General features: G+C 73.6%; 18 protein-coding genes. 8 read left to right on the forward strand and 10 right to left on the reverse strand.

Going from position 1 to position 21,269, the window contains the following annotated elements; genetic code table 11:
- Positions 1–55: 55 nt before the first annotated feature.
- The gene (locus ACIQVI_RS17895; RefSeq protein ID WP_403596513.1) at positions 56–739 is read left to right on the forward strand and encodes a hypothetical protein; all 684 of its coding nucleotides are present in this window, start codon (positions 56–58) and stop codon (positions 737–739) included.
- Here the strand turns inward: ACIQVI_RS17895 and ACIQVI_RS17900 are convergent.
- A complete protein-coding gene (locus ACIQVI_RS17900; RefSeq protein ID WP_121830201.1) occupies positions 656–1,228 on the reverse strand; it encodes a cob(I)yrinic acid a,c-diamide adenosyltransferase in 573 nt (190 codons plus the stop codon). The genes ACIQVI_RS17895 and ACIQVI_RS17900 overlap by 84 nt on opposite strands.
- 214 nt (positions 1,229–1,442) lie before the next feature.
- Between ACIQVI_RS17900 and ACIQVI_RS17905 the strand changes: the two genes are divergently transcribed.
- The 3 genes from ACIQVI_RS17905 (at position 1,443) to ACIQVI_RS17915 (ending at position 5,630) form a co-directional block, all read left to right on the forward strand.
- Positions 1,443–2,291: a 3-hydroxyacyl-CoA dehydrogenase family protein gene (locus ACIQVI_RS17905; protein WP_351971943.1), complete on the forward strand. Its 849-nt coding sequence runs from the start codon at positions 1,443–1,445 to the stop codon at positions 2,289–2,291.
- Between the two features lie 189 nt (positions 2,292–2,480).
- Complete coding sequence (locus ACIQVI_RS17910; protein WP_030210572.1) at positions 2,481–2,804, forward strand: STAS domain-containing protein; 324 nt, start codon at positions 2,481–2,483, stop codon at positions 2,802–2,804.
- A gap of 201 nt (positions 2,805–3,005) precedes the next feature.
- Positions 3,006–5,630, forward strand: coding sequence for an ATP-binding protein (locus ACIQVI_RS17915; RefSeq protein ID WP_403596516.1), 2,625 nt, complete (start codon positions 3,006–3,008; stop codon positions 5,628–5,630).
- Positions 5,631–5,720: 90 nt separating this feature from the next.
- Here ACIQVI_RS17915 and nucS read toward each other — a convergent pair whose 3' ends face one another.
- Positions 5,721–6,392, reverse strand: coding sequence for an endonuclease NucS (gene nucS / locus ACIQVI_RS17920; protein ID WP_351971945.1), 672 nt, complete (start codon positions 6,390–6,392; stop codon positions 5,721–5,723).
- A 249-nt stretch (positions 6,393–6,641) separates the two neighbouring features.
- Here nucS and ACIQVI_RS17925 point away from each other — a divergent pair, with 249 nt between their 5' ends.
- Positions 6,642–7,034 carry an SCO5389 family protein gene (locus ACIQVI_RS17925; protein ID WP_030218823.1) on the forward strand — a complete coding sequence of 131 codons (393 nt, stop codon included), beginning with the start codon at positions 6,642–6,644 and terminating at the stop codon, positions 7,032–7,034.
- Positions 7,035–7,239: 205 nt separating this feature from the next.
- Here the strand turns inward: ACIQVI_RS17925 and ACIQVI_RS17930 are convergent, their stop codons facing one another.
- Positions 7,240–8,274 (reverse strand): LLM class flavin-dependent oxidoreductase, encoded by a 1,035-nt coding sequence (locus tag ACIQVI_RS17930; RefSeq protein WP_403596521.1) that lies wholly within the window; start codon positions 8,272–8,274, stop codon positions 7,240–7,242.
- Positions 8,275–8,472: 198 nt separating this feature from the next.
- Here ACIQVI_RS17930 and ACIQVI_RS17935 point away from each other — a divergent pair, with 198 nt between their 5' ends.
- Positions 8,473–8,799, forward strand: a complete 327-nt coding sequence (locus ACIQVI_RS17935) for an ATP/GTP-binding protein (protein ID WP_351971947.1) — start codon at positions 8,473–8,475, stop codon at positions 8,797–8,799.
- 1 nt (position 8,800) lies between these two features.
- Here the strand turns inward: ACIQVI_RS17935 and ACIQVI_RS17940 are convergent, their stop codons facing one another.
- From ACIQVI_RS17940 to mce, 7 genes are all read right to left on the reverse strand, one after another.
- Positions 8,801–9,637 carry an ABC transporter permease subunit gene (locus ACIQVI_RS17940; RefSeq protein ID WP_351971948.1) on the reverse strand — a complete coding sequence of 279 codons (837 nt, stop codon included), beginning with the start codon at positions 9,635–9,637 and terminating at the stop codon, positions 8,801–8,803.
- Positions 9,634–10,788 (reverse strand): ABC transporter ATP-binding protein, encoded by a 1,155-nt coding sequence (locus ACIQVI_RS17945; protein WP_351971949.1) that lies wholly within the window; start codon positions 10,786–10,788, stop codon positions 9,634–9,636. The genes ACIQVI_RS17940 and ACIQVI_RS17945 overlap by 4 nt, the downstream gene beginning before the upstream one ends.
- A 187-nt stretch (positions 10,789–10,975) precedes the next feature.
- A complete protein-coding gene (locus tag ACIQVI_RS17950; RefSeq protein WP_121833162.1) occupies positions 10,976–11,755 on the reverse strand; it encodes an ABC transporter permease in 780 nt (259 codons plus the stop codon).
- A 3-nt stretch (positions 11,756–11,758) separates the two neighbouring features.
- On the reverse strand, positions 11,759–12,739 hold the full coding sequence (locus ACIQVI_RS17955; RefSeq protein WP_351971950.1) for an ABC transporter ATP-binding protein: 981 nt from the start codon (positions 12,737–12,739) through the stop codon (positions 11,759–11,761).
- An 89-nt stretch (positions 12,740–12,828) separates the two neighbouring features.
- On the reverse strand, positions 12,829–13,764 hold the full coding sequence (locus ACIQVI_RS17960; protein WP_351971951.1) for a cellulose-binding protein: 936 nt from the start codon (positions 13,762–13,764) through the stop codon (positions 12,829–12,831).
- 114 nt (positions 13,765–13,878) lie between these two features.
- Positions 13,879–18,213, reverse strand: coding sequence for a polarized growth protein Scy (gene scy / locus ACIQVI_RS17965; protein ID WP_403596527.1), 4,335 nt, complete (start codon positions 18,211–18,213; stop codon positions 13,879–13,881).
- A 223-nt stretch (positions 18,214–18,436) separates the two neighbouring features.
- The gene (gene mce, locus ACIQVI_RS17970) at positions 18,437–18,889 is read right to left on the reverse strand and encodes a methylmalonyl-CoA epimerase (protein WP_403596530.1); all 453 of its coding nucleotides are present in this window, start codon (positions 18,887–18,889) and stop codon (positions 18,437–18,439) included.
- 137 nt (positions 18,890–19,026) lie between these two features.
- On the opposite strand from mce, the gene ACIQVI_RS17975 reads away from it, so the two are divergent.
- Together ACIQVI_RS17975 and meaB are read left to right on the forward strand one after the other, a co-directional pair.
- Positions 19,027–20,229, forward strand: coding sequence for an acetyl-CoA C-acetyltransferase (locus tag ACIQVI_RS17975; protein WP_351971218.1), 1,203 nt, complete (start codon positions 19,027–19,029; stop codon positions 20,227–20,229).
- Between the two features lie 57 nt (positions 20,230–20,286).
- Positions 20,287–21,243, forward strand: a complete 957-nt coding sequence (gene meaB, locus ACIQVI_RS17980; protein WP_403596534.1) for a methylmalonyl Co-A mutase-associated GTPase MeaB — start codon at positions 20,287–20,289, stop codon at positions 21,241–21,243.
- The last annotated feature ends 26 nt before the right edge of the window (positions 21,244–21,269 follow it).

Raw genomic sequence — 21,269 nt, forward strand, 5'->3', positions numbered from 1 at the left:
ACGAAACCCGCCCGGACCGGCGGGACGCTGAAGGGGAACCGAAAGGGGAACCCTCGTGATCGTCACGCTGATCGTCGTCTGCGAGGTCGGCTTCTGGGTCCTGCTGGCCGCCGGCCTCGCCGTCCGCTACCTCCTGAAGATGCCCCGGACGGGCCTGGCCCTGCTGCTGTGCGAGCCGCTCCTGGAGGTCCTCCTCCTCGTCGTCACCGCGATCGACCTCAAGAACGGCGCCGACCCCAGCTGGAAGCACGGCCTCGCCGCGCTCTACATCGGCTACACCGTCGGCCACGGCCACCGCACGGTGAAGTGGCTCGACGGCCACGCCGCCCACCGCTTCGGCGGCGCCCCGCCGCCCGCGAAGCCGCCGCGCTACGGCATGGCCCGCGCCCGCCACGAGGGCGCGGTCTGGCTCGGCTCGGTGACCGCCGCCGCCGTCGCCTCGGGCCTGCTCCTCCTGGCCGTTCGGTACGTCGGCGACGACGGGAACACCGAGAGCCTGCGCGACTGGATCCTCATCGCCTGGCGGGCGGCCGGCATCCACGGCCTGATCGCGCTCAGCTACGCGATCTGGCCGAAGAAGGCGCCGGAGCACGACTCCGGGAAGACCTCGGAGCGGACTCCCGGAAAGACCCCGGAGCAGGCTCCCGGGAAGGCCTCAGCGGTCCCCGCCCGGGACCCAGAGCACGTCCCCGACCTCCTTGTTGGCCGTGCGCGCGAGGATGAAGAGCAGGTCCGATAGCCGGTTGAGGTACGTGGCGGTCAGCGCGTTCATCGTCTCGCCGTGCACTTCCAGGGCGGCCCAGGTGGAGCGCTCCGCCCGCCGGACCACCGTGCACGCCTGGTGCAGCAGCGCCGCCCCGGGCGTGCCGCCCGGCAGGATGAAGGAGCGCAGCTTCTCCAGCTCCTCCAGGAAGCGGTCGCAGTCGGCCTCCAGCTTGTCGACGTACGCCTGCTCCACCCGCAGCGGCGGGTACTGCGGGTCCTCCACGACCGGCGTGGAGAGGTCCGCGCCGACGTCGAAGAGGTCGTTCTGGACGCGGACCAGGACCTTCACGACCTCCTCGTCGAGCCGCCCGAGGGCGATCGCCGTACCGATCACGGCGTTCGCCTCGTTGGCGTCGGCGTAGGCCGAGATCCGCAGATCCGTCTTGGCGGTCCGGCTCATGTCGCCGAGCGCCGTGGTGCCCTTGTCGCCGGTACGGGTGTAGATGCGCGTCAGATTGACCATGGCGCCAGCGTAGCCAGCCGCCCCCGCTCCGGAACGGGCGTGTGCCGACCGTCACGCGCGCGCCGCCCCACCGCCCCTCCCGCGCCGCCTGTCGTGAGTGTGACGTCCGTCAAAGAGGGCGTGACGCGCATTACTTAGCGGTCACATGGCGGCCCCGGACCGCTAATCTCCGCCGGAGAGCCAGAAGTGAACAGGCGTGGAGGGGTGGAACATCGTGGGCAGGAAGCTCGCCGTCATCGGGGCCGGACTCATGGGGTCCGGGATCGCACAGGTCTCGGCGCAGGCGGGCTGGGACGTCGTCCTGCGTGACGTCACCGACGCCGCCCTGACCCGAGGCACCGACGGCATCAAGGCCTCGTACGACCGCTTCGTCGCCAAGGGGAAGCTGGACGCCGCCGACGCGGAGGCCGCGCTCGGCCGGATCACCGCCACCACCGAGCTCGAAGCCGTCGCGGACGCCGACGTGATCGTCGAGGCCGTCTTCGAGAACCTCGACGTCAAGCACGAGATCTTCCGCTCGCTCGACAAGGTCGCCAAGGACGGCGCCGTCCTCGCCTCCAACACCTCCGCGATCCCGATCACCAAGATCGCCGCGGTGACCGGACGCCCCGAGGCCGTCGTCGGCACCCACTTCTTCTCCCCGGTCCCGATGATGCAGCTCTGCGAGCTGGTGCGCGGCTACAAGACCAGCGACGCCACCCTCGCCGCCGCCCGCGAGTTCGCCGAGTCCGTCGGCAAGACCTGCATCGTCGTCAACCGCGACGTCGCCGGCTTCGTCACCACCCGGCTCATCGCCGCCCTCGTCGTCGAGGCCGCCAAGCTCCAGGAGTCGGGCGTCGCCACCGCCGAGGACATCGACATCGCCTGCAGGCTCGGCTTCGGCCACGCCATGGGCCCGCTCGCCACCGCCGACCTCACCGGCATCGACATCCTGGTGAACGCGGCCAACAACATCTACACCGAGTCCCAGGACGAGAAGTTCGCGCCGCCGGAGGTGATGCGCCGGATGGTGGACGCGGGTGACATCGGCCGCAAGAGCGGGCAGGGCTACTACACGTACTGAGCGGACCGGGGCCGTCGGGGCCCCGCCCGTACGGACACGCGGGCCCGCGGAACGAGCACCGTTCCCGGCCCGCCCGCCCCACCTCACTCCGTGGGGTGAATTTCGGTACCGGATCGCTGACAAGGCGCAACGCTTCTGCCGGTGCGGCAGTCAGTTGTTGCGAAGACGGAGCACTCTCGGGGAGCGCATATGCACATCAGGGGCGACCACGTCGAGCTGGTCGTCGGGGGCCGCCTCGACGTCCGCAGCGCGGCGGACGCCCGTACGGTCCTGCACTCGGCCGTCGACGACGGAGTCGGCGACCTGGTGCTCGACCTGACAGGGCTCGACTCCTGGGACGCCACCGGGCTCGGCGTCATCATGGGCGCCCACCGGAGGGCCGGCCGCTGCGGCCGGCGCCTGGTCCTGCGCGGGGTGCCGCCCCAGATGCAGCGCCTCCTCGTCGCCACCCGGCTGCACCGCATCCTCGCCATCGAGGGCGGCCTCGCCCTGGAGTCGCTGCCCCGGGTCTGAGACCCGCCCCCGGGAGCGTCCGGTGCGCACCAGGCGTCACGCCCAATCCTCACAAGACCGTGACGTCTTGGTCTCGGGAGCACCCCGACTGTTCCCGGCCGTCCGGCCACGGTCTAGGGTTCGGTCGCCCGCACATTGGCCGTCCGCACAGGGACGCGACCCACCCGGCGGGCCCGCACACCGCTTCTTGGGGGCTAGACCATGGACCCGATCAACCCTGGGTCGGAGGAGTACGGTCACGACACCGAGGGCGAGGAGGCCCGCCAAGGCCGCGGCGTGCCCGCGCCCGCGTCCACGCCCGCGCGTGCCCGCGTCGTCACGCTCGTCTCCGGCGAGCTCCTCCTCACCGTCAACCCCGTCGACGGCAGCGAGATCGAACCCTGCCCGCCCGGACGGGAACCGGCGGCCCCCCGCCCCCGCACCCCCGAGGAGCGCGCCGAGGCCGCCCGCGCCGCCGCCCCGCCCGTACCGCCCGGCCCCGCGGCCCCCGTCCTGCCCCTCCTCGAACGCCAGGAGGAGCGCGAGCGGCTCACCGCGATCCTCGGCCGGGGCCGCTCCGCCCGGCTGCTCGGCGTCCCCGGCTCCGGCCGCACCGCCCTCCTCGACGCGGTCGCCGCCGACTGCGCCGGCCTCGCCCCCGACGGCGTCGTCCGCCTCTCCGGCCACCACCGCACCGCCGGCGAACTCCTCCACGAGCTCTTCGCCGCCGTCCGGCACGCCCCCGGGCTGCGCCCCGACCGGCCCGAACTCCTCGACCGGCTCCGCGACGTCGGCGCCGTGGTCGTCGTCGACGACCTGGAGTTCGGCGGCGCCGCCCTCGACGAGTTCCTCGCCGCCGCCCCCGAGTGCGCCTTCCTGCTCGCCGCGTCCCCCGAGACGCCCGCCCCCTCGGTCGCCGCCCACCTGGAAGAGGTCCTCCTCGCCGGGCTCGGCCGCGGCGCCGCCCTGAAGCTCCTGGAGAGCGCCGTCGGCCGCACCCTCACCGACGAGGAGGCCAACTGGGCCGGCGACCTGTGGTTCGAGTCCGAGGGCCTGCCCCTCCGCTTCGTCCAGGCCGGCGCCCTGCTCCGCCAGCGCGACCGGCTGCGCGTCACCCCCGCCGAGTTCGACGCCTTCGGCGCCCTCGAAGAGGCCTTCGGACCCACCGACCCCGACGCGGCGGCGAAGGCCGCGGCCGCCGCCTTCGACGGCGTCGAGGACCCCGACGTCGAACTGCGCGAGATACCCCTGCCCAGCCTCGGCGAGGGCGCCGCCCCCGCCGCCCTCCTCGCCTCCCGGCTCAGCCGCTCCGCCCAGACCGCCCTGCGCTTCGCCGTCGCCCTCGGCGGCGAGGTCCCGCACCAGGCCCACCTGCCGGCCCTGGTCGGCGACACCCACGCCGACGCCGCCCTCGGCGAACTCGTGGCCTGCGGCCTGCTCTCCCCGGCCGGCTCCCGCTACCGGCTCGCCGCCGGGGTCCTCACCCAGCTCCTCGCCCAGGGGTACGAGCCCGGGGCCGCCGACCGCGCCCACACCGCCGCCCAGCACTACGCCTGGTGGGCCGCCCACCCCTCCGTCACCCCCGAGCGGGCCGCCGCCGAGTCCGACGCCCTGCTCGCCGCGCTCACCGCCCTCCTCCCCGCCCACGGCACCGACGCCGAGGCCGCCGCCGAGCACCGGGCCACCGCCGTCCTCCTCGCCCGCGCCGCCGCCCCCGCCTTCGCCGCCGGACTGCACTGGGGCGCCTGGGAGCGGGCCCTGCGGGCCGGCCAGGAAGCCGCCCGGCTGACCGGGGACGTCGCGGAGGAGGCGTACTTCCACCACGAGCTCGGCGTCCTCGCGATCTGCGCGGGCAACCTGGAGCGGGCCCGCGCCGAACTGGAGGCCTCCATCGGGATGCGCGGGGTGCTCGCCGACAAGCGCGGCACCGTCGCCGGCCGCCGGGCGCTCGCCCTCGTCGCCGACCTCTCCGGAGACCACGCCGCCCCGGCCGGGCCCCGCGCCGAGGAGCCCGTCTCCCCGCCGCGCGGCACCCCGGCCGCCCGCCCCGCGCTCCCGGGCCCGGAGCCGGTCACGGCCCCGCTGCCAGGCGGACCCGTACGGACCCCGGCTCCCGCCTTCTCCGGCTTCGCCGGTTTCTCCGAGAAGTCCCCCGCGACCGCCCCGCACCCCGTCCCCGCCGAGGACGACGGCCGCCCCGGCCTCGGGGCCGGCATCCTCCACGGGGCCCGCCGCAACCTCGTCGCCGTCGGCGCGGGCGCGCTCCTCGTCGCCGTCCTCGGCACCGTCGTGACCCTCGGCGCCACCTCCGGCAACGGCGAGGACCCGGCCCCGCAGCGCGTCACCTCCGACAGCACCCCGACCCAGGGCGTCCCCGACGAGGAGTCGGAGAGCACCGACGAGACGCCCGCCGACGGCGAACCGGGGAAGACGGCCGCGCCCACCGGCTCCGGCACCCCGAGCCCCTCCGCCTCCGGCAGCGCCCCGGCGTCCTCCGCCACGACCCCCGGCACCACCGGCGGCCCGCCCTCCTCCTCCTCCTCGTCCACGGACGGCCCGTCGGCGACGACGTCCCCGACGGAGCCGACCCGGCCCACGACCCCGCCGACGCGGCCGACCACGACGGGTCCGACGACGCCCCCGAAGCCGACCACCTCACCGACGAAGCCCCCGAAGCCGCCGACGAAGCCCCCGACCGACCCCCCGACGGATCCTCCGACGGACCCGCCGACCACCACGCCGACGGATCCGGAGCCGACCGCCTCCGCGTCCGAGGAGAACAGCCCCAGCAACTCGGCCTCCGCCCCCCTCGGCGGCTCGCCCGCCCCCGCGGACCCCACCGCCTGACCCCGTACCCGCGTACGGGCACGTACGGAAAAGGGGCCGGCCCCGGGCGCGTCCACCGCACCCGGGGCCGGCCCCGTCCCCGTACCGCTCCTAGAACAGGCGCAGCTTGTCGTCCTCGATGCCGCGCAGGGCGTCGTAGTCGAGGACCACGCAGCCGATCCCGCGGTCCGTCGCGAGCACCCGCGCCTGCGGCTTGATCTCCTGGGCCGCGAAGACGCCCCGCACCGGCGCCAGGTGCGGGTCGCGGTTGAGCAGCTCCAGGTAGCGGGTCAGCTGCTCGACGCCGTCGATCTCGCCGCGCCGCTTGATCTCCACCGCGACCGTCGCGCCGTCCGAGTCCCGGCACAGGATGTCCACGGGGCCGATGGCCGTCGGGTACTCGCGGCGGATCAGGGAGTAGCCGTCGCCGAGGGTCTCGATGCGGTCGGCGAGCAGCTCCTGGAGGTGCGCCTCCACCCCGTCCTTGATGAGGCCCGGGTCCACGCCCAGCTCGTGCGAGGAGTCGTGGAGGATCTCCTCCATCGTGATGATCAGTTTCTCGCCCGCTTTGTTGATCACGGTCCAGACGCCCGCGTCGTCGCCCGTGCCCTCCTTCAGGGTGCACGGCGGGGACATCCAGTTGAGCGGTTTGTACGCCCGGTCGTCCGCGTGGATGGAGACGCTGCCGTCTGCCTTCACCAGGATCAGACGGGGCGCGGAGGGCAGGTGGGCGGTGAGCCGGCCCGCGTAGTCGACGGAACAGCGGGCAATGACGAGACGCATGGTCGGCAACGCTACAAGACGGGCGCTCTTCCGCGCGATTCGGGCATCGTCCGGATCCCGTGGGGGGATCTTCATGAGCCGAACACCCGTCGGTTATCAGCCGGTTGTGTTCCCCATCTTCTGGTGCGGCCAGGACTGCGCGCTTACCGTGGAAGCTGGAGGTCGTCGTCCGTGCACGCTGCGTGGCGCACGGCCCGGCCTTCGCCCTGCCCGCAAGACCCCGTCCGCGGGGTCGCGAGAGGAGAACCCATGTCGCTCGACGTCTCACCGGCCCTGTTGGAACAGGCCGAGCGAGGCGAGGTCGACGAAGCCGACTTCGTCGACTGCGTCCGGACCTCCCTGCCCTACGCATGGGAGATGATCAGTTCTCTGGTGGCCCAGCTGAAGGTCGACGGCGGAGAGTTCGCCGACAACCAGACGCCGCCGCCGAATGAGCAGGCACGTGGTCAGCTGCTGCGCGCACTCGCGAGCGACGCCATCCGTGGCGCCCTGCAGCGGCACTTCGGGGTGCGCCTCGCCTTCCAGAACTGCCACCGGGTGGCGGTCTTCCCGCTGGACCCGGCGGTGGACGACCGGCTCGCCCGTTTCACTTCCATCAGGGGGCAGTTGCTCAACCAGTCCCCGGAACTGCGCGACTGCTGAACCATGGTGCTGCCGCTCCCCGTCGCGGGAGAAGGGGGCCGGTGCGCGTCGACGCGCACCGGCGCGAAGGGATGCCGGAGCGGCAGCACGGTCACCGCGAGAGCGGGACCGCACCGCCCCAGGGACTCACCGCCCCAGGGACCCCACTACACCAAGGACCCCACCGCACCAAGGACTCACCGCCCCGCACCGGAGCCCCGCCGTCTCACACCAGGAGCGGCAGGACCTCCGCGCCGAGGCGACGGACGTTCTCCTCGGTCGCCGCGAGGTCGCCCGAGCCCTCCGCGAGCAGGGCGAAGCGCGTGATGCCCGTGCGCTCCGCCGTCGCCGCCAGCCGGTCCGCCGCGCGCCGGGGCGTGCCCACCGGGTGCAGCCCGCACAGCAGCTCCGTGTACGCCACGGGGTCCCGCATCGACCGGTGCCGGCCGTCCACGGTCACGTGCGCGTCGAGTCCCTGCTTCAGCCAGCCGGGCATCGCCTTCACCAGCGCCTCGGCCGCGTCCTCGTCCCGGTCCGCCAGCTGGGCGACCCCCGCCGACACGTGCCCGGAGCCGATCCGCGCGGTCTCGTCCGGGTCCCGCCCGGACTCCCGCGACCAGCGCGTCCAGGCCGCGACCATCTCGGCCTTGTCCTCGTCGCCGCAGTGCATCCCGAGCAGCATCGGAAGGCCGCGCTCGGCGGCCAGCCGCACGCTCTTCGGCGAGGTGCACGCCACCACGACCTCCGGCGCCGCCGCCCCGCCGATCAGCTCGCCGGGCCGGGGCACCACCGGCACCTCGCGGAAGGAGAACCGTTCCCCCTCGGCACCGACGCGCGGCTCGGTCAGCCAGCGGAGCAGCAGGTCGAGCGATGCGGGGAACCCCTCCTCGTACGCCTCCAGACCCGCGCCGAACACCTCCAGGTCGACCCACGGCCCGCCCCGGCCCACCCCGAGGGTGAACCTGCCGCCCGAGGTGAGGTGCAGCAGCGCCGCCTGCTCGCCCAGGGCGACCGGATGGACGGTCGGCAGCACGCTCACCGCCGTGCCGACCCGCAGCCGCCGGGTGCGGCCCAGGAGCAGCGCCGCCAGCGTCACGGCCGAGGGACAGACCCCGTACGGCACGAAGTGGTGCTCGGCCAGCCAGACGGAGTCGAGCCCCGCCTCCTCGGCGACCTCGGCGGTCCGCACCGCCCGGTGCAGCGCCTCTCCCTGCCCCTGGCCCGGGAACTGTGCGGCCAGAACGAACGTACCCACGCGCATCGCCTTGTGCCTCCTTGCGGCCGACGCGTATCTCCCCCTCGCACTGGCAACAACGCCTGACACGTGCCAAAGGCAACGGCCGTTCATGAAGTTCTTGCGATTTTCGGCAGGGCCCCGTCCACCGGGCCCGGGGCACCGCGTGGCGGCCCGTAGGCTGGAGGGAACCGTCCGTGTTCCCCGATCCCGTGAGGTGTGCCCGTGTCCCCGCGTCACAACCGCGCCCGAGGCCGCGACAAGTCCGCGCCGCAGGACGACCACGGCGACCGGTACGGCGGGGCGCAGCGCACCGAGAGCTGGCAGGGCGAGGAGTGGTGCGTCCGTCTGGTCGCCGGGGCCAGCTCGCCCGGCAAGCGCTACCGCTGCCCCGGGTGCGACCAGGAGATCCCGTCCGGCGCCCCGCACGTGGTCGCCTGGCCGGAGTACGGGGGAGTGGACGACCGGCGCCACTGGCACAAGGCCTGCTGGAACGCGAAGGACCGCCGCACCAGCCGGGTGCAGCGGTCCCGCAACGCGCCGAGGTACTAGCTCACACGTCCCGGCTGTTCAGCAGGGCATAGGCACCGGCGAGCGCCACCGCCGCCGTGCCCCCCATGATCAGCAGCGGCTCCCAGCCCGCCGGACCGTTCTCGCCGAACGGCGGCTGCGAGCTGTACAGCGCGATCATCTGCGAGGGGATCGCGTACGTGAACAGCCACTCCTGCACCGACCGCAGCGCCTCGGAGAACATGAACAGGGCCGCCACCAGCGGCAGCAGCAGCAGGCCGATCATCACCGTGATCGCGCCCGCCGAGTGCCGGATGAGCGTGCCGATCGCCAGCGACAGCAGGCCCAGCGCGGCCAGGTAGGCGCCCGCGCCGACCGTCGAGCGCAGCCACTCGCCCCCGGACGGCGTCGCCGCGTCCACCATGGCGACCTGCGCGAGGGCGACCAGCGTCGCGACCACCGTGGTGACCGTGAAGACCAGCAGGAAGAAGACGATCGCCTTCGCCGTCAGGACCCGGGCCCGGCTCGGGCAGGCCGTCAGCGTCGTGCGGATCATGCCCGTGCCGTACTCGGACGCGATCGTGAGCACCCCGAGCGTGATCACGCAGATCGACGCCGGCAGCATCCCGAAGAAGCCGAAGGCGAGCGCGGTCTCGTCGCCCATCGGCGCCTCGGAGGCCGAGGCGATGGCCGCCACGCCCAGGCCGATGGCCACCATCAGCAGGATCATGACGCCGAGCGTCCACACCGTCGAGCGCACCGAGCGGATCTTGGTCCACTCGGAGGCGAGGGCGTCCCCGAGGTGCGCCCGGCGGACCGGGATGGGGGAGACGTAGGAGTGCGGCGCCGGGGCGTGCTGCGGGTGGGCGGGGGCGGTCATCGGGCGTCCTCGGTGGTGTCGCTCGGCTGGGGAGTGCCCGGCCGCTCGGCCGGAGGGGCGTACGGACCCGGTGCGGGCGCCTGCCCGGGGGCCGGCGCGGCGTACGGGTTCTGTCCGGGCGGCGGCGGGGCGTACCAGCCCTGCTGCGGCACGTCCTGGACCACCGGCTGCGGCGGCACCCCGTACCCCGGCTGTCCGGGCTGGAGCGGCGGCTGCAGGTGGGCGAGCCGGTCGTCGGTGGAGCGGTAGTCCACGGCGCCCTGCGTCAGGCGCATGTACGCCTCCTCCAGGGACGCCTGGTGCGGGGACAGCTCCCAGAGCCGTACGTCCGCGTCGTGCGCCAGGTCGCTGATCCTCGGCAGGGGCAGGCCCGTCACCCGCAGCGCCCCGTCCGGCTCGGAGAGGACTTGGCCGCCGGCCTCGGTGAGGGCCGCCGTCAGCTTCTCCCGCTGCGCCGGCTCGGTCCCCGGCGTCCGCACCCGGGCGAAGTCGGCGGAGTTCGCCGAGATGAAGTCCTTGACGCTCATGTCCGCGAGCAGCTGCCCCCGGCCGATCACGATCAGGTGGTCCGCCGTCAGCGCCATCTCGCTCATGAGGTGGCTGGAGACGAAGACCGTCCGGCCCTCGGCGGCCAGCTTCTTCATCAGGTTCCGCACCCAGAGGATGCCCTCGGGGTCCAGACCGTTGACCGGCTCGTCGAAGAGCAGCACCTGCGGGTCGCCGAGGAGCGCCGCCGCGATGCCGAGCCGCTGGCCCATGCCGAGCGAGAAGCCCTTGGAGCGCCGCTTCGCCACGTCCTGGAGGCCGACCACGCCGAGGACCTCGTCGACCCGCTGCGCCGGGATGCCGGCGAGCTGGGCGAGCGAGAGGAGGTGGCTGCGCGCGCTCCGGCCGCCGTGCACGGCCTTGGCGTCGAGGAGCGCGCCCACCTGCCGGGGCGCGTTCGGCAGCTGCCGGAAGGGGTGGCCGCCGATCGTCACGTGGCCCGCGGAGGGCTGGTCGAGCCCGAGGATCATCCGCATGGTCGTCGACTTACCGGAGCCGTTGGGCCCCAGGAAGCCGGTGACCACGCCGGGCCTCACCCGGAAGGAAAGGTTGTACACGGCCGTCTTGGCGCCGTAGCGCTTCGTCAGGCCGACTGCCTCGATCATTCTGCAGCCCCATCGACAGGTCGGTCGCATCCGTGCCGGGGCGCGGCGTCCGACGGCCGGAGCCCCCCGTATGAGCTAGGAGCTTATCGAGCCGTTGACGGTTCCGGCCAAACAGAAAAGGTCGGGGGCCCCGCTTCCGGGAGTCAGGCGTCCCGCTTCCGGGGGCCCGGCCTCCCGTTCCCAGGGGTCAGGCGTCCCGCTTCCGCAGCACCAGATAGCCGCCGAGCAGCGAGGCCACCACCCACAGCACCATGATCCCGAGCCCGCCCCACGGGCCGTACGGCACCTTCTCCGAGTCCAGGGCGCCCGGCACCACCTGCATGATCTTCGAACCGGCCTGGTCCGGGAAGTAGCGGGCCACCTCCTTGGCCTTCGGCACCGCCGCCAGGATCTGCGAGACCAGGAAGAAGAAGGGCACCAGGATCCCGAGCGAGAGCATCGACGAGCGCAGCATCGCCGTCACGCCCATCGAGAAGATCGCGATCAGGCCCATGTAGAGCCCGCCGCCGACCACCGCCCGCAGCACGTTGTCCGCGCCGATCGTGGTCCCGTGGTCGCCGAGCAGCGCCTGCCCCAGGAAGAAGGAGAGGAAGCTCGTCGCCAGGCCCACCAGGAGCGCGAGCCCGCCCGCCACCGCGATCTTCGAGAAGAGGAAGGTCGCCCGCTGCGGCACCGCCGCCAGCGAGGTGCGGATCATGCCCGAGGAGTACTCGGTGCCCACCACCAGGACGCCGAAGACCACCATCGCCAGCTGGCCGAGGACCGTCCCGGAGAAGCTGACCAGGGTCGGGTCGAAGGTGAGCCGCTCGGCCTCGCTCAGGTTGTCGAACTCGGACGACAGGAGCGCGGACAGGGCCGCCCCCATCGCCACCGTGACGAGGAGGGCGCTCGCCAGCGTCCAGACGGTCGACGACACCGTCCGGATCTTGGTCCACTCGGACTGGAGGACCGCGGATGCCGCTGTCATCGTTCAGGCTCCCTTGGTGGTCGTGCCGGTGTTCGCGCCCCACTGGGGGCCGGGCGCCGGAGCGCCGCCGTGGACGTCGGTGCCCTGCGCGTGGTACTCCACCGCGCCCGCCGTCATCTGCATGAAGGCCTCTTCGAGGGAGGCGCGCTGGGAGCTCAGCTCGTGCAGTACGAGCCCGTTCTCCGCCGCCAGCTCGCCCAGCTTCTCGGTGGTCGTCCCGTCCACCTCCAGGACCCCGCCGTCCGCCTCGACCGCGACGAAGCCGTTGGCGTGGAGCACGTCCCGCAGCCGCTCCCGCTCCGGCGAACGCAGCCGCACATAACTGCGTGAATTCTGCTGGATGAAATCCGCCATCGACGTGTCGGCCAGCAGCTTTCCCTGCCCGATCACGATCAGGTGATCGGCCGTCAGCGCCATTTCACTCATCAGATGGCTGGAAACGAAGATCGTCCGCCCTTCGGACGCCAACGCCTTCATGAGATTGCGGATCCAGTGAATTCCCTCGGGGTCCAGACCATTGACGGGTTCGTCGAACATCAGGATCTCGGGATCACCGAGGAGCGCCGACGCGATGCCCAGCCGCTGCCCCATGCCGAGGGAGAAACCCTTCGACTTCTTCTTCGCGACCGGGGTCAGACCCACCAGGCCGAGCACCTCGTCCACCCGGCTCCGCGGAATGCGGTTCGACTGCGCCAGGCACAGCAGGTTGTTGTACGCCGACCGGCCGCCGTGCATCGCCTTGGCGTCGAGGAGCGCCCCGATGTGCTTCAGGGGCTCGTCCAGCTCCCGGTAGTGCCGGCCGTCGATCCGGACCGTCCCGCTCGTCGGGTTGTCCAGGTCCAGCATCATCCGCATCGTCGTCGACTTGCCCGCCCCGTTCGGCCCGAGGAAGCCCGTCACCATGCCGGGCCGCACCTGGAAGGAGAGGTGGTCGACTGCGGTCTTCGTCCCGTAACGCTTGGTCAGGCCATCGAGCTCGATCATGCGTACAACCTACGGGCGCGCAAAACCCTCCGCCACCGGAATGACGGAGGGTTTCGCGAGACGCCGCCGAGTCGTTACCCGGAGGGCCGTTACCGCGTCTGCTGGGCCGGGACGCCGGTCTGCCGCTCGTCGTCGATCGGGGAGCCGGCCGCCGCCACCGCGGCACCGGTCAGCGTCGCCAGCATCTCGCGGACGTTGGTCAGCTGCGCGTTGATCGAGTCCCGGCGGTTCGTCAGGGCCGCCAGCTCGCGCTCCGATTCGCTGCGGATCCGGTCGGCCTTGGCGTTCGCGTCGGCCACGATGTCCTCGGCCTGGCGCTGCGCGGTCTCCACCGTCTGGCGGGCCCGGCGCTCCGCGTCCGTCCGCAGCTTCTCGGCCTCCAGGCGCAGCTGCTCGGCCCGGTGCTCGATCTCGGCCAGGCGCTTCTCGGCCTTCGCCTGGCGCGAGGCCAGGTCCCGCTCCGACTGCTCGCGGCGCTTCGCCAGGTTGGTCTCGAAGTCCGCGGCGGCCTGGGCGGCCTTGGCGCGGGTCTCCTCGAAGAGGGCGTCCGCCTCCTCGCGCTTCGACTGCGCGTCCTTCTGCGCCTCGGCGCGCAGCGAGTTGGCCTCGCCCTGCGCCTTCTCGACGATCCGGACACCCTCGTCCTCGGCCTTGGCCTTGCGGTCGGACGCGAACGACTCCGCGTCGTTGCGCACCTGCTGGGCGGCCGACTCGGCCAGCTCGCGGTGCTGCTCGGCGGCGCGACGGGCCTCCTCACGCAGGTCCTTCGCCTCCTCCTCGGCGAGCCGGAGGATCTTCTCGACCCGGGCGCCGAGCCCCGCGTACGACGGCTCGGCGTCGGTGACCTGTGCCTGGGCGTTCTGCGTTTCGAGGTGGAGCTCCTCGATGCGCTTCTCCAGAGAGGTGATGCGCGAAAGAGCACTGTCGCGGTCGGCCACGAGCTTGGTAATGCGGTCGTCCACCTGACCGCGGTCGTAACCGCGCCGCACGAGCTCGAAGCCGAAGGGGGAGGAAGTGTCGCTCATGGGGTTCCTGTCGAATGAGACCGGTGAGGTGTTAGAGGGAATCCTAGGGGCCGAAGCGGCGTGTCATCGAGCGTATGCCTGTTTGGTCTGGAGAATGTCCAGCCTTTTGAGTGGCTAGCCGTCCTGGGACTTGCCACTCGTACGGGTGGAACCCGCCGAGGCCCCCGCTCTGGCGCCCACCGCCCCGGAGGACTTCGCACCGCCCGGGGTCTCGAAAGACTCCAACGCCTCCAGCACGTCCTGGACACGGGAGATCTCGGCGTTGATGTCCTTGCGCCGGCGCACCAGGACCTCCAGCTCGCGCTTGCCCTCCGCGATCGTCTCCTCGGCCTCGGCCGCCGCCTCGGCCCTGATCCGCTCGGCCTCCGCCTTGATGCCCTCGGCCTCCGCGACGAGCGACGCCTTCTTCTGCTCGGCCTCCTTGAGCAGCGCCTCGGCCTTGCGCACCGCCGCGATCCGGACCTTGCTCGCCTCCGAACTCGCGTCGGAGACCAGCTCCTTCGCCTTCTCCTCGGCCTCGGCGCGCTGCTCCGTCGCCGCCTTCACCAGCTTGTCGACCCGCTCGCCGGCCGTCTTCATCTGCTCGGCCGTCTCGCGCCGCGCCCGCTCGTGCAGCTCCTCGATCTCGCCCTCGATCCGGCTCCGCAGCTCCTCGGCCCGCTCCCTTATGGCCGTCGCGTCGCTGCGCGTCCCGACCAGGAGCTCGTCCGCGTCCGTGCGGGCCTTCTCCACCAGGGAATTGCCCTCGACGGTCGCCTCGGCGACGATCCGCTCGGCCTCCTTGCGGGCCGCGCCGACCATCAGGTCCGCCTGCGACTCGGCCTCCGTGGTGGCGCGCAGCGCCTCCTCCCGGGCCTTGTTGATGAGCTGGTCCGCCTGCTCGGCCGCGTCGGAGCGCTTCTTGGCCCCGGCCTCCCGCGCCTCGTCCAGGACCCGGTCCGCCTCCTCGCGGGCCTCCGCGCGCATCCGCTCGGCCGCCGCCTCGGCGTCCGCCTTCAGCCGCTCGGACCCGGCACGGACCTCCTCGGCGTCCCGCCGCGCGGAGCCCAGCGTCGCCTCCGCTCCGGCGCGCGCCTCCGCCACGACCGCCTCGGCCAGTTCGGCGGCCTCGCGGGTGATCCGCTCGGCCTCGCTGGTCGCCTCGGCGATGAGCGCGTCGGCCTGCTCGGCGGCATCGCTGCGGCGCTTGTCGGCGGCCTTGCGGGCCTCGTCGAGGACCTGCTCGCCGTCCGCGAGCGCGGCGGCCCGCAGGGCCTGGGCGTGCGCCTCGCCGTCGATCCTGACCTGCTCGGCCTCGGCGCGGATGCGCAGGGCGTCCTGCTCGGTCGTCTCCATGAGCTCGACCGCCTCGGCGGTGAGCCGCTCGGACTCGGCCGTCGCCTCGGACGTGACCCGCTCGGCCAGTTCGGCGGCCTCGCGGGTGATCCGCTCGGCCTCGCTGGTCGCCTCTGCGACGAGGGCGTCGGCCTGCTCGGCGGCGTCGGCGCGGCGCTTGTCGGCGGCCTTGCGGGCCTCGTCGAGGACCTGCTCGCCGTCCGCGAGCGCGGCCGCCCGCAGCGCCTCCGCGTGCGCCTCGCCGTCCGCCCTGACCCGCTCGGCCTCGGTACGGATGCGCAGCGCGTCCTGCTCGGTCGTCTCCATGAGCTCGACCGCCTCGGCGGTGAGCCGGTCCGCCTCGGACCGCGCCTCGCCGACCACCGTCTCGGCCCGCTCGGCGGCCTCCGAACGGATCCGGTTCGCGTCGTCCCGGGCGTCCGCCCGCGTGCGGGCCGCGTCCTGCTCGGCCGCGGCGAGCGAGTCCGTCACCTCGGTGCGCACCCGCTGCGCGTACTCGGCGGTGTCCGCCCGCAGCTTCTCCGACTCGGCGAGCGCGTCCGTGACCGTCCGCTCGGCCAGCGCCTTCGCGGCCTCGGTCTCCTCCTGGACACGCGCCCGCGTGCGGGCCGCGTCCTCGGTCGCCCGCTCCCGCTCCTCGTACGCGTCGGCGCGGACCCGGTCCGCCTCCTCCTGCGCCTCGCCGCGCGTCCGCTCGGCCGCGTGCTCGGCCGCCGACCGCAGCCCGGCGATCTCCTCCTCGGCCTGCTCGCGCAGACCGGCCACCGAGTCCCGCACCTCCTGGGCGGTCTGCTCGGCCGCCGCGACCATCTCGGTCGCCCGCGCGTCCGCCTCCTCGACCAGGCGCTGCGCCTCGGTCTGGGCGTCCTCGACCCGCTTGCGGGCGGCGGCGAGCAGCTCCTCGGACTGCTCCCGGGCCAGCTCGCGCTCCCGGCCGGCCTCGGAACGGGCCGACTCCAGCGTCTCCTCGGCCTCCCGGCGGCGCCGGACGGCCTCCTCCTGCGCGGCGGCCAGCGCCTCGGCGGCCTCGGCGGCCACCCGCTCGGCGGCGGCCGCGGCCTCCGACCGCACCCGGTCGGCGGTCTCCTGGGCCTCCGACCGCAGCCGCTCGGCCTCGTCGGACGCCTCCGTGCGCAGCCGTACGGCCGCGGCCTCGGCCTCGGTGCGCGCGGCGGACGCGTCCGCGGCCGCCTCGGCCCGTAGCCGCTCGGCCTCCTGCTCGGCCTGCTCCCGGAGGACGCGGATGCGCTCGGCGGCCTCGGTCCGCAGCCGCTCCGTCTCCTCGGCGGCCTCGCGCCGGATCCGCTCGCCCTCGGCGCGCGCGTCGGTGAGCTCCTCCCCGGCGGACGCCACCTTCGCCTCGGCCTCGGCGTGCAGCCGGGTCAGCTCCTCGGCGGCCTCCGCGCGCCGGGCCTCGGCGGCCCGCTCGGCGTCCGCGCGCAGCCCCGCCGCGGCCGTCTCGGCCGCGGCCCGCACCGACTCGGCCTGCTCCTCGGCCTCGACCCGCAGCCGCTCGGCCTCGGCCCGGGTGCGCTCCAGCGTCTCCTCGGCCTGGGCCCGGAGCGTCTGGGCGCGCTCCATCGCCTCGGACTTGACCTTCTCGCTCTCCGCGCCGGCCTTCGTCCGCACTTCCTCGGCGTCCGTACGGGCCTTGGAAAGCAGCTCCTCGGCGGTCTTGGCCGCCTCCTCGATCTGCTGGAGGGCCTCGCGGCGGGCCTCGCCGCGGATCCGCTCGCCCTCGTCGATGGCCTCGCCGCGCAGCTGCTCGGCCTCGCCGCGCAGCCGCCGCGCCTCCTCCTGGAGCTCGACGGTCTTGGCGCGGTACTCCTTGGTGTCGTCCTTCGCCGAACCGAGCAGCTCGTCGGCCTGCTCCCCGGCCCGGGCGCGCAGCCGGTCGGCCTCGGTCTCGGCCTCGCGGCGGACCCGCTCGGCCTCCTCGGCGGCCTTGCGGGTGGTCTCCCGGGCGTCCTCGGACGCCTTGGTGAGGATCTCCTCGGCGCTGCGGGCGGCCTTGGCGAGCGCGGCGGCGGAGTCCTCGGCGGCGGCCGTACGGGCCTTGTCGGAGGCCTCCGTGACGAGCTTCTCCGCCTCGGCGGTCGCCTCGCGGAGCTTCTCCTCGGCCTCGGCCTTGAGCGCCTCGGCCTCCTTGGTGGCCTCGCCGACGAGCCGGGCGATCTCCGCCTTGGCGGTACGGGTGCGCTGCTCGTTGACCGATTCGGCGGAGGAGAGCTGCCGGGCGGCGGCCTCCTTGGCCTCGGTGAGGGACTTCTCGGCCTCGGCGCGGGCGAGCCGCAGCCTCTCCTCGGCCTCCTGCATCCGCTGCTCGGCGGCGCGGGACAGCTCGGTGGCCTGGCGGCGGGCCTGGTCGGTCTCGGCGGCGGTGGAGGAGCGGAGCTGCTCGGCGTGGCTGGTGGCCTCCTGGGCCTGGCTGGACGCGGCTCCGAGGAGCCGCTCGGCGTCCTTGCGGGCGCGCAGCAGAATCGCTTCGGCCTCGGCACGGGCGGCCTCCGCCTCGGCGCCGGCCCGGCGGCTGGTCTCGTCGGCGAGCCGGGTGGCCTCGGCGCGGGCGGTGGCGAGCGCCTGCTCGGCCTCCGCGCGGGACTCCTCCATCAGCCGGCGGGCCTGGGACTCCGTACGGGCGCGCAGCTGCTCGGCCCAGGCGACGTTCTCGTTGACGTGCGCCTCGACGGTCTGGCGGCGCTCGTTCAGCTCCTGGTCCAGCTGCTGACGGCGCTGGACGGCCTCGTTGTGGAGCTCGGCCTGGAGCCGCGCCTGGTGCTCGGCGTGCTCCTGGAGGATGCGCTGGGTCTGGGCCCGGGCCTCGCGCAGCTCGCGCTCGGCGTCCTGGCGGAGCTGCTCGGCCTGTGCCTGCGCGTTCCGCAGCATCTGCTCGGCCTGGTAGCCGATGTCGGCGCTGTCGTACGCGGGCCGGGACGCGATGGTGCGCCGCGCCTCGTGGAGCTTGGCGCGCAGGACCTCGACCTGGTAACCGAGGTCCTCGGCGTGCTGGACGGCCTTCTCCCGCTCGGTCCTCAGCCGGTCCATCTCGGCTTCGAACCGGGCGAGATGGTCGTCTTCGGCTCGGTGGCTCTCCTGCCGTTCGTAGCCCCGCACTGCGCGGTCCCATCCTTCCCCGAGCTCTCAACGCGTTCGAGCAGGGGTGACCCCAACCCTGGTCGCAACACTCCACGAGCGCCGTCCCCTCGGACGGGGACGGGCCCCCGGGGAATCGTGGCAGATCGGACGACCCCGACATCCCGACTTGGGTGCCACGCGGAGCGGCCCCGACCGGCCCCGGCCCGGAGCCGCCCACTCTACCGGGCCGGGAATCCGGAGGTCAGTGCTCCGCTGAGGAGTGGTCAGCCGACGGGTCCGCCGAGGTGACCAGTTCCGTGAGCACGCCGTGACAGTCCTTGGGGTGCAGGAAGGTGATCCGGGAGCCCATGGAACCGGTCCTCGGCTCGTCGTAGAGGACCCGGACGCCCTTGCCGCGGATGGCCTCGGCGTCGCCGTCGACGTCGGCGGTGCCGAAGGCGATGTGGTGCACGCCCTCGCCGTTCTTGGCGAGCCACTTGCCCACCGCCGAGTCCTCCCGGGTCGGCTCCAGGAGCTGGAGGTAGGAGGCCCCGCCGTCCGAGGTTTCGTTGATCTTGAGCATGGCCTCGCGGACGCCCTGCTCCTCGTTGACCTCGGTGTGGAAGACCTCGAAGCCGTAGGTCGCGCGGTAGAACTCGACGGTCGCGTCGAGGTTGAAACAGGCGATCCCGATGTGGTCGATTCGCGTCAGCATGGCTCCAGTGCAACCCCGGAGGGGCGGTTACGCAACGTGCGCGCCGTCACACCGTCCGGCCGATGACCGGGCGCCGGACGCCTCAGTACATTGACTGTAAACCCTCGTTCACTTCTCACCCCTAGGGGCCGTGCCTCATGTCTGGAACGACCGGTACCACCTCAGTGATCGTCGCGGGCGCCCGCACGCCCATGGGACGCCTGCTCGGCTCGCTCAAGTCCTTCTCGGGCGCCGACCTCGGAGGCTTCGCCATCAAGGCGGCCCTCGACCGGGCCGGCATCGGCGGCGACCAGGTGCAGTACGTGATCATGGGGCAGGTGCTCCAGGCGGGCGCCGGTCAGATTCCGGCCCGCCAGGCCGCTGTCAAGGCCGGCATCCCGATGAACGTCCCGGCCCTCACCGTCAACAAGGTGTGTCTCTCCGGGCTCGACGCCATCGCCCTCGCCGACCAGCTGATCCGCGCCGGCGAGTTCGACGTCGTCGTCGCCGGCGGCCAGGAGTCGATGACCAACGCCCCGCACCTGCTCCCGAAGTCCCGCGAGGGCTTCAAGTACGGCGCGATCGAGATGCTCGACGCCATGGCGTACGACGGCCTCACCGACGCCTTCGAGGGCATCGCCATGGGCGAGTCCACCGAGAAGCACAACACCCGCCTGGGCATCGCGCGCCCCGAGCAGGACGAGATCGCGGCCCTCTCGCACCAGCGCGCCGCCGCCGCCCAGAAGAACGGCGTCTTCGAGGCCGAGATCACCCCGGTCGAGATCCCGCAGCGCAAGGGCGACCCGGTGATCTTCGCCAAGGACGAGGGCATCCGCGCCGAGACCACCGCCGAGTCCCTCGGCAAGCTCCGCCCCGCCTTCGCCAAGGACGGCACGATCACCGCCGGCACCTCCTCGCAGATCTCCGACGGCGCCGCCGCCGTCGTCGTGATGAGCAAGGCCAAGGCCGAGGAGCTGGGCCTGGAGTGGATCGCGGAGATCGGCGCCCACGGCAACGTGGCGGGCCCGGACAACTCCCTCCAGTCGCAGCCGTCCAACGCGATCCTGCACGCCCTGAAGAAGGAGGGCCTGACCGTCGACGACCTCGACCTGATCGAGATCAACGAGGCCTTCGCCGCGGTCGCCGTCCAGTCGATGAAGGACCTCGGCGTCACCTCCGACAAGGTGAACGTCAACGGCGGCGCCATCGCGCTCGGTCACCCGATCGGCATGTCCGGCGCCCGGGTCGTGCTCCACCTCGCCCTGGAGCTCAAGCGGCGCGGCGGCGGCATCGGCGCGGCGGCCCTGTGCGGCGGCGGCGGCCAGGGCGACGCCCTGATCGTCCGCGTGGCCGGCAAGTAAGTCACCCGGGCGACAGGCCGGGCAGGATCGGTCAAGGTCAGGCAAGGAGTTCTGCACATGGTGGACGTCCCCGCACTCGTCGCCCAGGCGCGCGAGGGCAGGCCCCGGGCCGTGGCCCGGCTGATCTCGCTCGTGGAGGGGGCGTCCCCGCAGCTGCGCGAGGTGATGGCGGCGCTCGCGCCGCTCACCGGCGGCGCGTACGTGGTGGGCCTGACCGGCTCGCCCGGCGTCGGCAAGTCCACCTCGACGTCCGCGCTCGTCACCGCCTACCGGCGGGCGGGCAAGCGGGTCGGCGTCCTGGCCGTCGACCCGTCCTCGCCGTTCAGCGGCGGGGCGCTGCTCGGCGACCGGGTCCGGATGTCGGACCACGCCTCCGACCCGGGCGTCTACATCCGCTCCATGGCCACCCGCGGCCACCTGGGCGGTCTGGCCTGGTCCGCCCCGCAGGCGATCCGCGTCCTGGACGCGGCCGGCTGCGAGGTGATCCTCGTGGAGACCGTCGGCGTCGGGCAGTCGGAGGTCGAGATCGCCTCCCAGGCCGACACCTCCGTGGTCCTGCTCGCGCCGGGCATGGGCGACGGCATCCAGGCCGCGAAGGCGGGCATCCTGGAGATCGGCGACGTGTACGTGGTCAACAAGGCCGACCGGGACGGCGCGGACGCCACCGCCCGCGAGCTCAACCACATGCTGGGCCTCGGCGAGGCGCGCGGCCCGGGCGACTGGCGTCCGCCGATCGTCAAGACGGTCGCGGCGCGCGGCGAGGGCGTCGACGAGGTCGTGGAGGCCCTGGAGAAGCACCGCGCCTGGATGGAGGAGCGGGGGGTCCTGGCGGAGCGCCGCAGGGCCCGGGCGGCGCGCGAGGTCGAGACCATCGCGGTCACGGCCCTGCGCGAGCGGATCGGGGACCTGCGCGGCGACCGGCGGCTCGACGCGCTCGCGGAGCGGATCACGGCGGGCGGCCTCGACTCGTACGCGGCCGCCGACGAGCTGGTCGCGGAGCTGACGGGCAACTGAGCGCGCGCACGCGTACGGAGAGGGCC

It is taken from the genome of Streptomyces sp. NPDC098101 (assembly GCF_044760185.1).
Classification (GTDB): domain Bacteria; phylum Actinomycetota; class Actinomycetes; order Streptomycetales; family Streptomycetaceae; genus Streptomyces.

Coding starts and splice junctions, on each gene's coding strand:
- ACIQVI_RS17900 (WP_121830201.1), bottom strand. CDS start 1,228: ATGGTCAATCTGACGCGCATCTACACCCGTACCGGCGACAAGGGCACC.
- ACIQVI_RS17910 (WP_030210572.1), top strand. CDS start 2,481: ATGCACATCAGGGGCGACCACGTCGAGCTGGTCGTCGGGGGCCGCCTC.
- ACIQVI_RS17915 (WP_403596516.1), top strand. CDS start 3,006: ATGGACCCGATCAACCCTGGGTCGGAGGAGTACGGTCACGACACCGAG.
- nucS (WP_351971945.1), bottom strand. CDS start 6,392: ATGCGTCTCGTCATTGCCCGCTGTTCCGTCGACTACGCGGGCCGGCTC.
- ACIQVI_RS17925 (WP_030218823.1), top strand. CDS start 6,642: ATGTCGCTCGACGTCTCACCGGCCCTGTTGGAACAGGCCGAGCGAGGC.
- ACIQVI_RS17930 (WP_403596521.1), bottom strand. CDS start 8,274: ATGCGCGTGGGTACGTTCGTTCTGGCCGCACAGTTCCCGGGCCAGGGG.
- ACIQVI_RS17940 (WP_351971948.1), bottom strand. CDS start 9,637: ATGACCGCCCCCGCCCACCCGCAGCACGCCCCGGCGCCGCACTCCTAC.
- ACIQVI_RS17945 (WP_351971949.1), bottom strand. CDS start 10,788: ATGATCGAGGCAGTCGGCCTGACGAAGCGCTACGGCGCCAAGACGGCC.
- ACIQVI_RS17950 (WP_121833162.1), bottom strand. CDS start 11,755: ATGACAGCGGCATCCGCGGTCCTCCAGTCCGAGTGGACCAAGATCCGG.
- ACIQVI_RS17955 (WP_351971950.1), bottom strand. CDS start 12,739: ATGATCGAGCTCGATGGCCTGACCAAGCGTTACGGGACGAAGACCGCA.
- ACIQVI_RS17960 (WP_351971951.1), bottom strand. CDS start 13,764: ATGAGCGACACTTCCTCCCCCTTCGGCTTCGAGCTCGTGCGGCGCGGT.
- mce (WP_403596530.1), bottom strand. CDS start 18,889: ATGCTGACGCGAATCGACCACATCGGGATCGCCTGTTTCAACCTCGAC.
- ACIQVI_RS17975 (WP_351971218.1), top strand. CDS start 19,027: ATGTCTGGAACGACCGGTACCACCTCAGTGATCGTCGCGGGCGCCCGC.
- meaB (WP_403596534.1), top strand. CDS start 20,287: ATGGTGGACGTCCCCGCACTCGTCGCCCAGGCGCGCGAGGGCAGGCCC.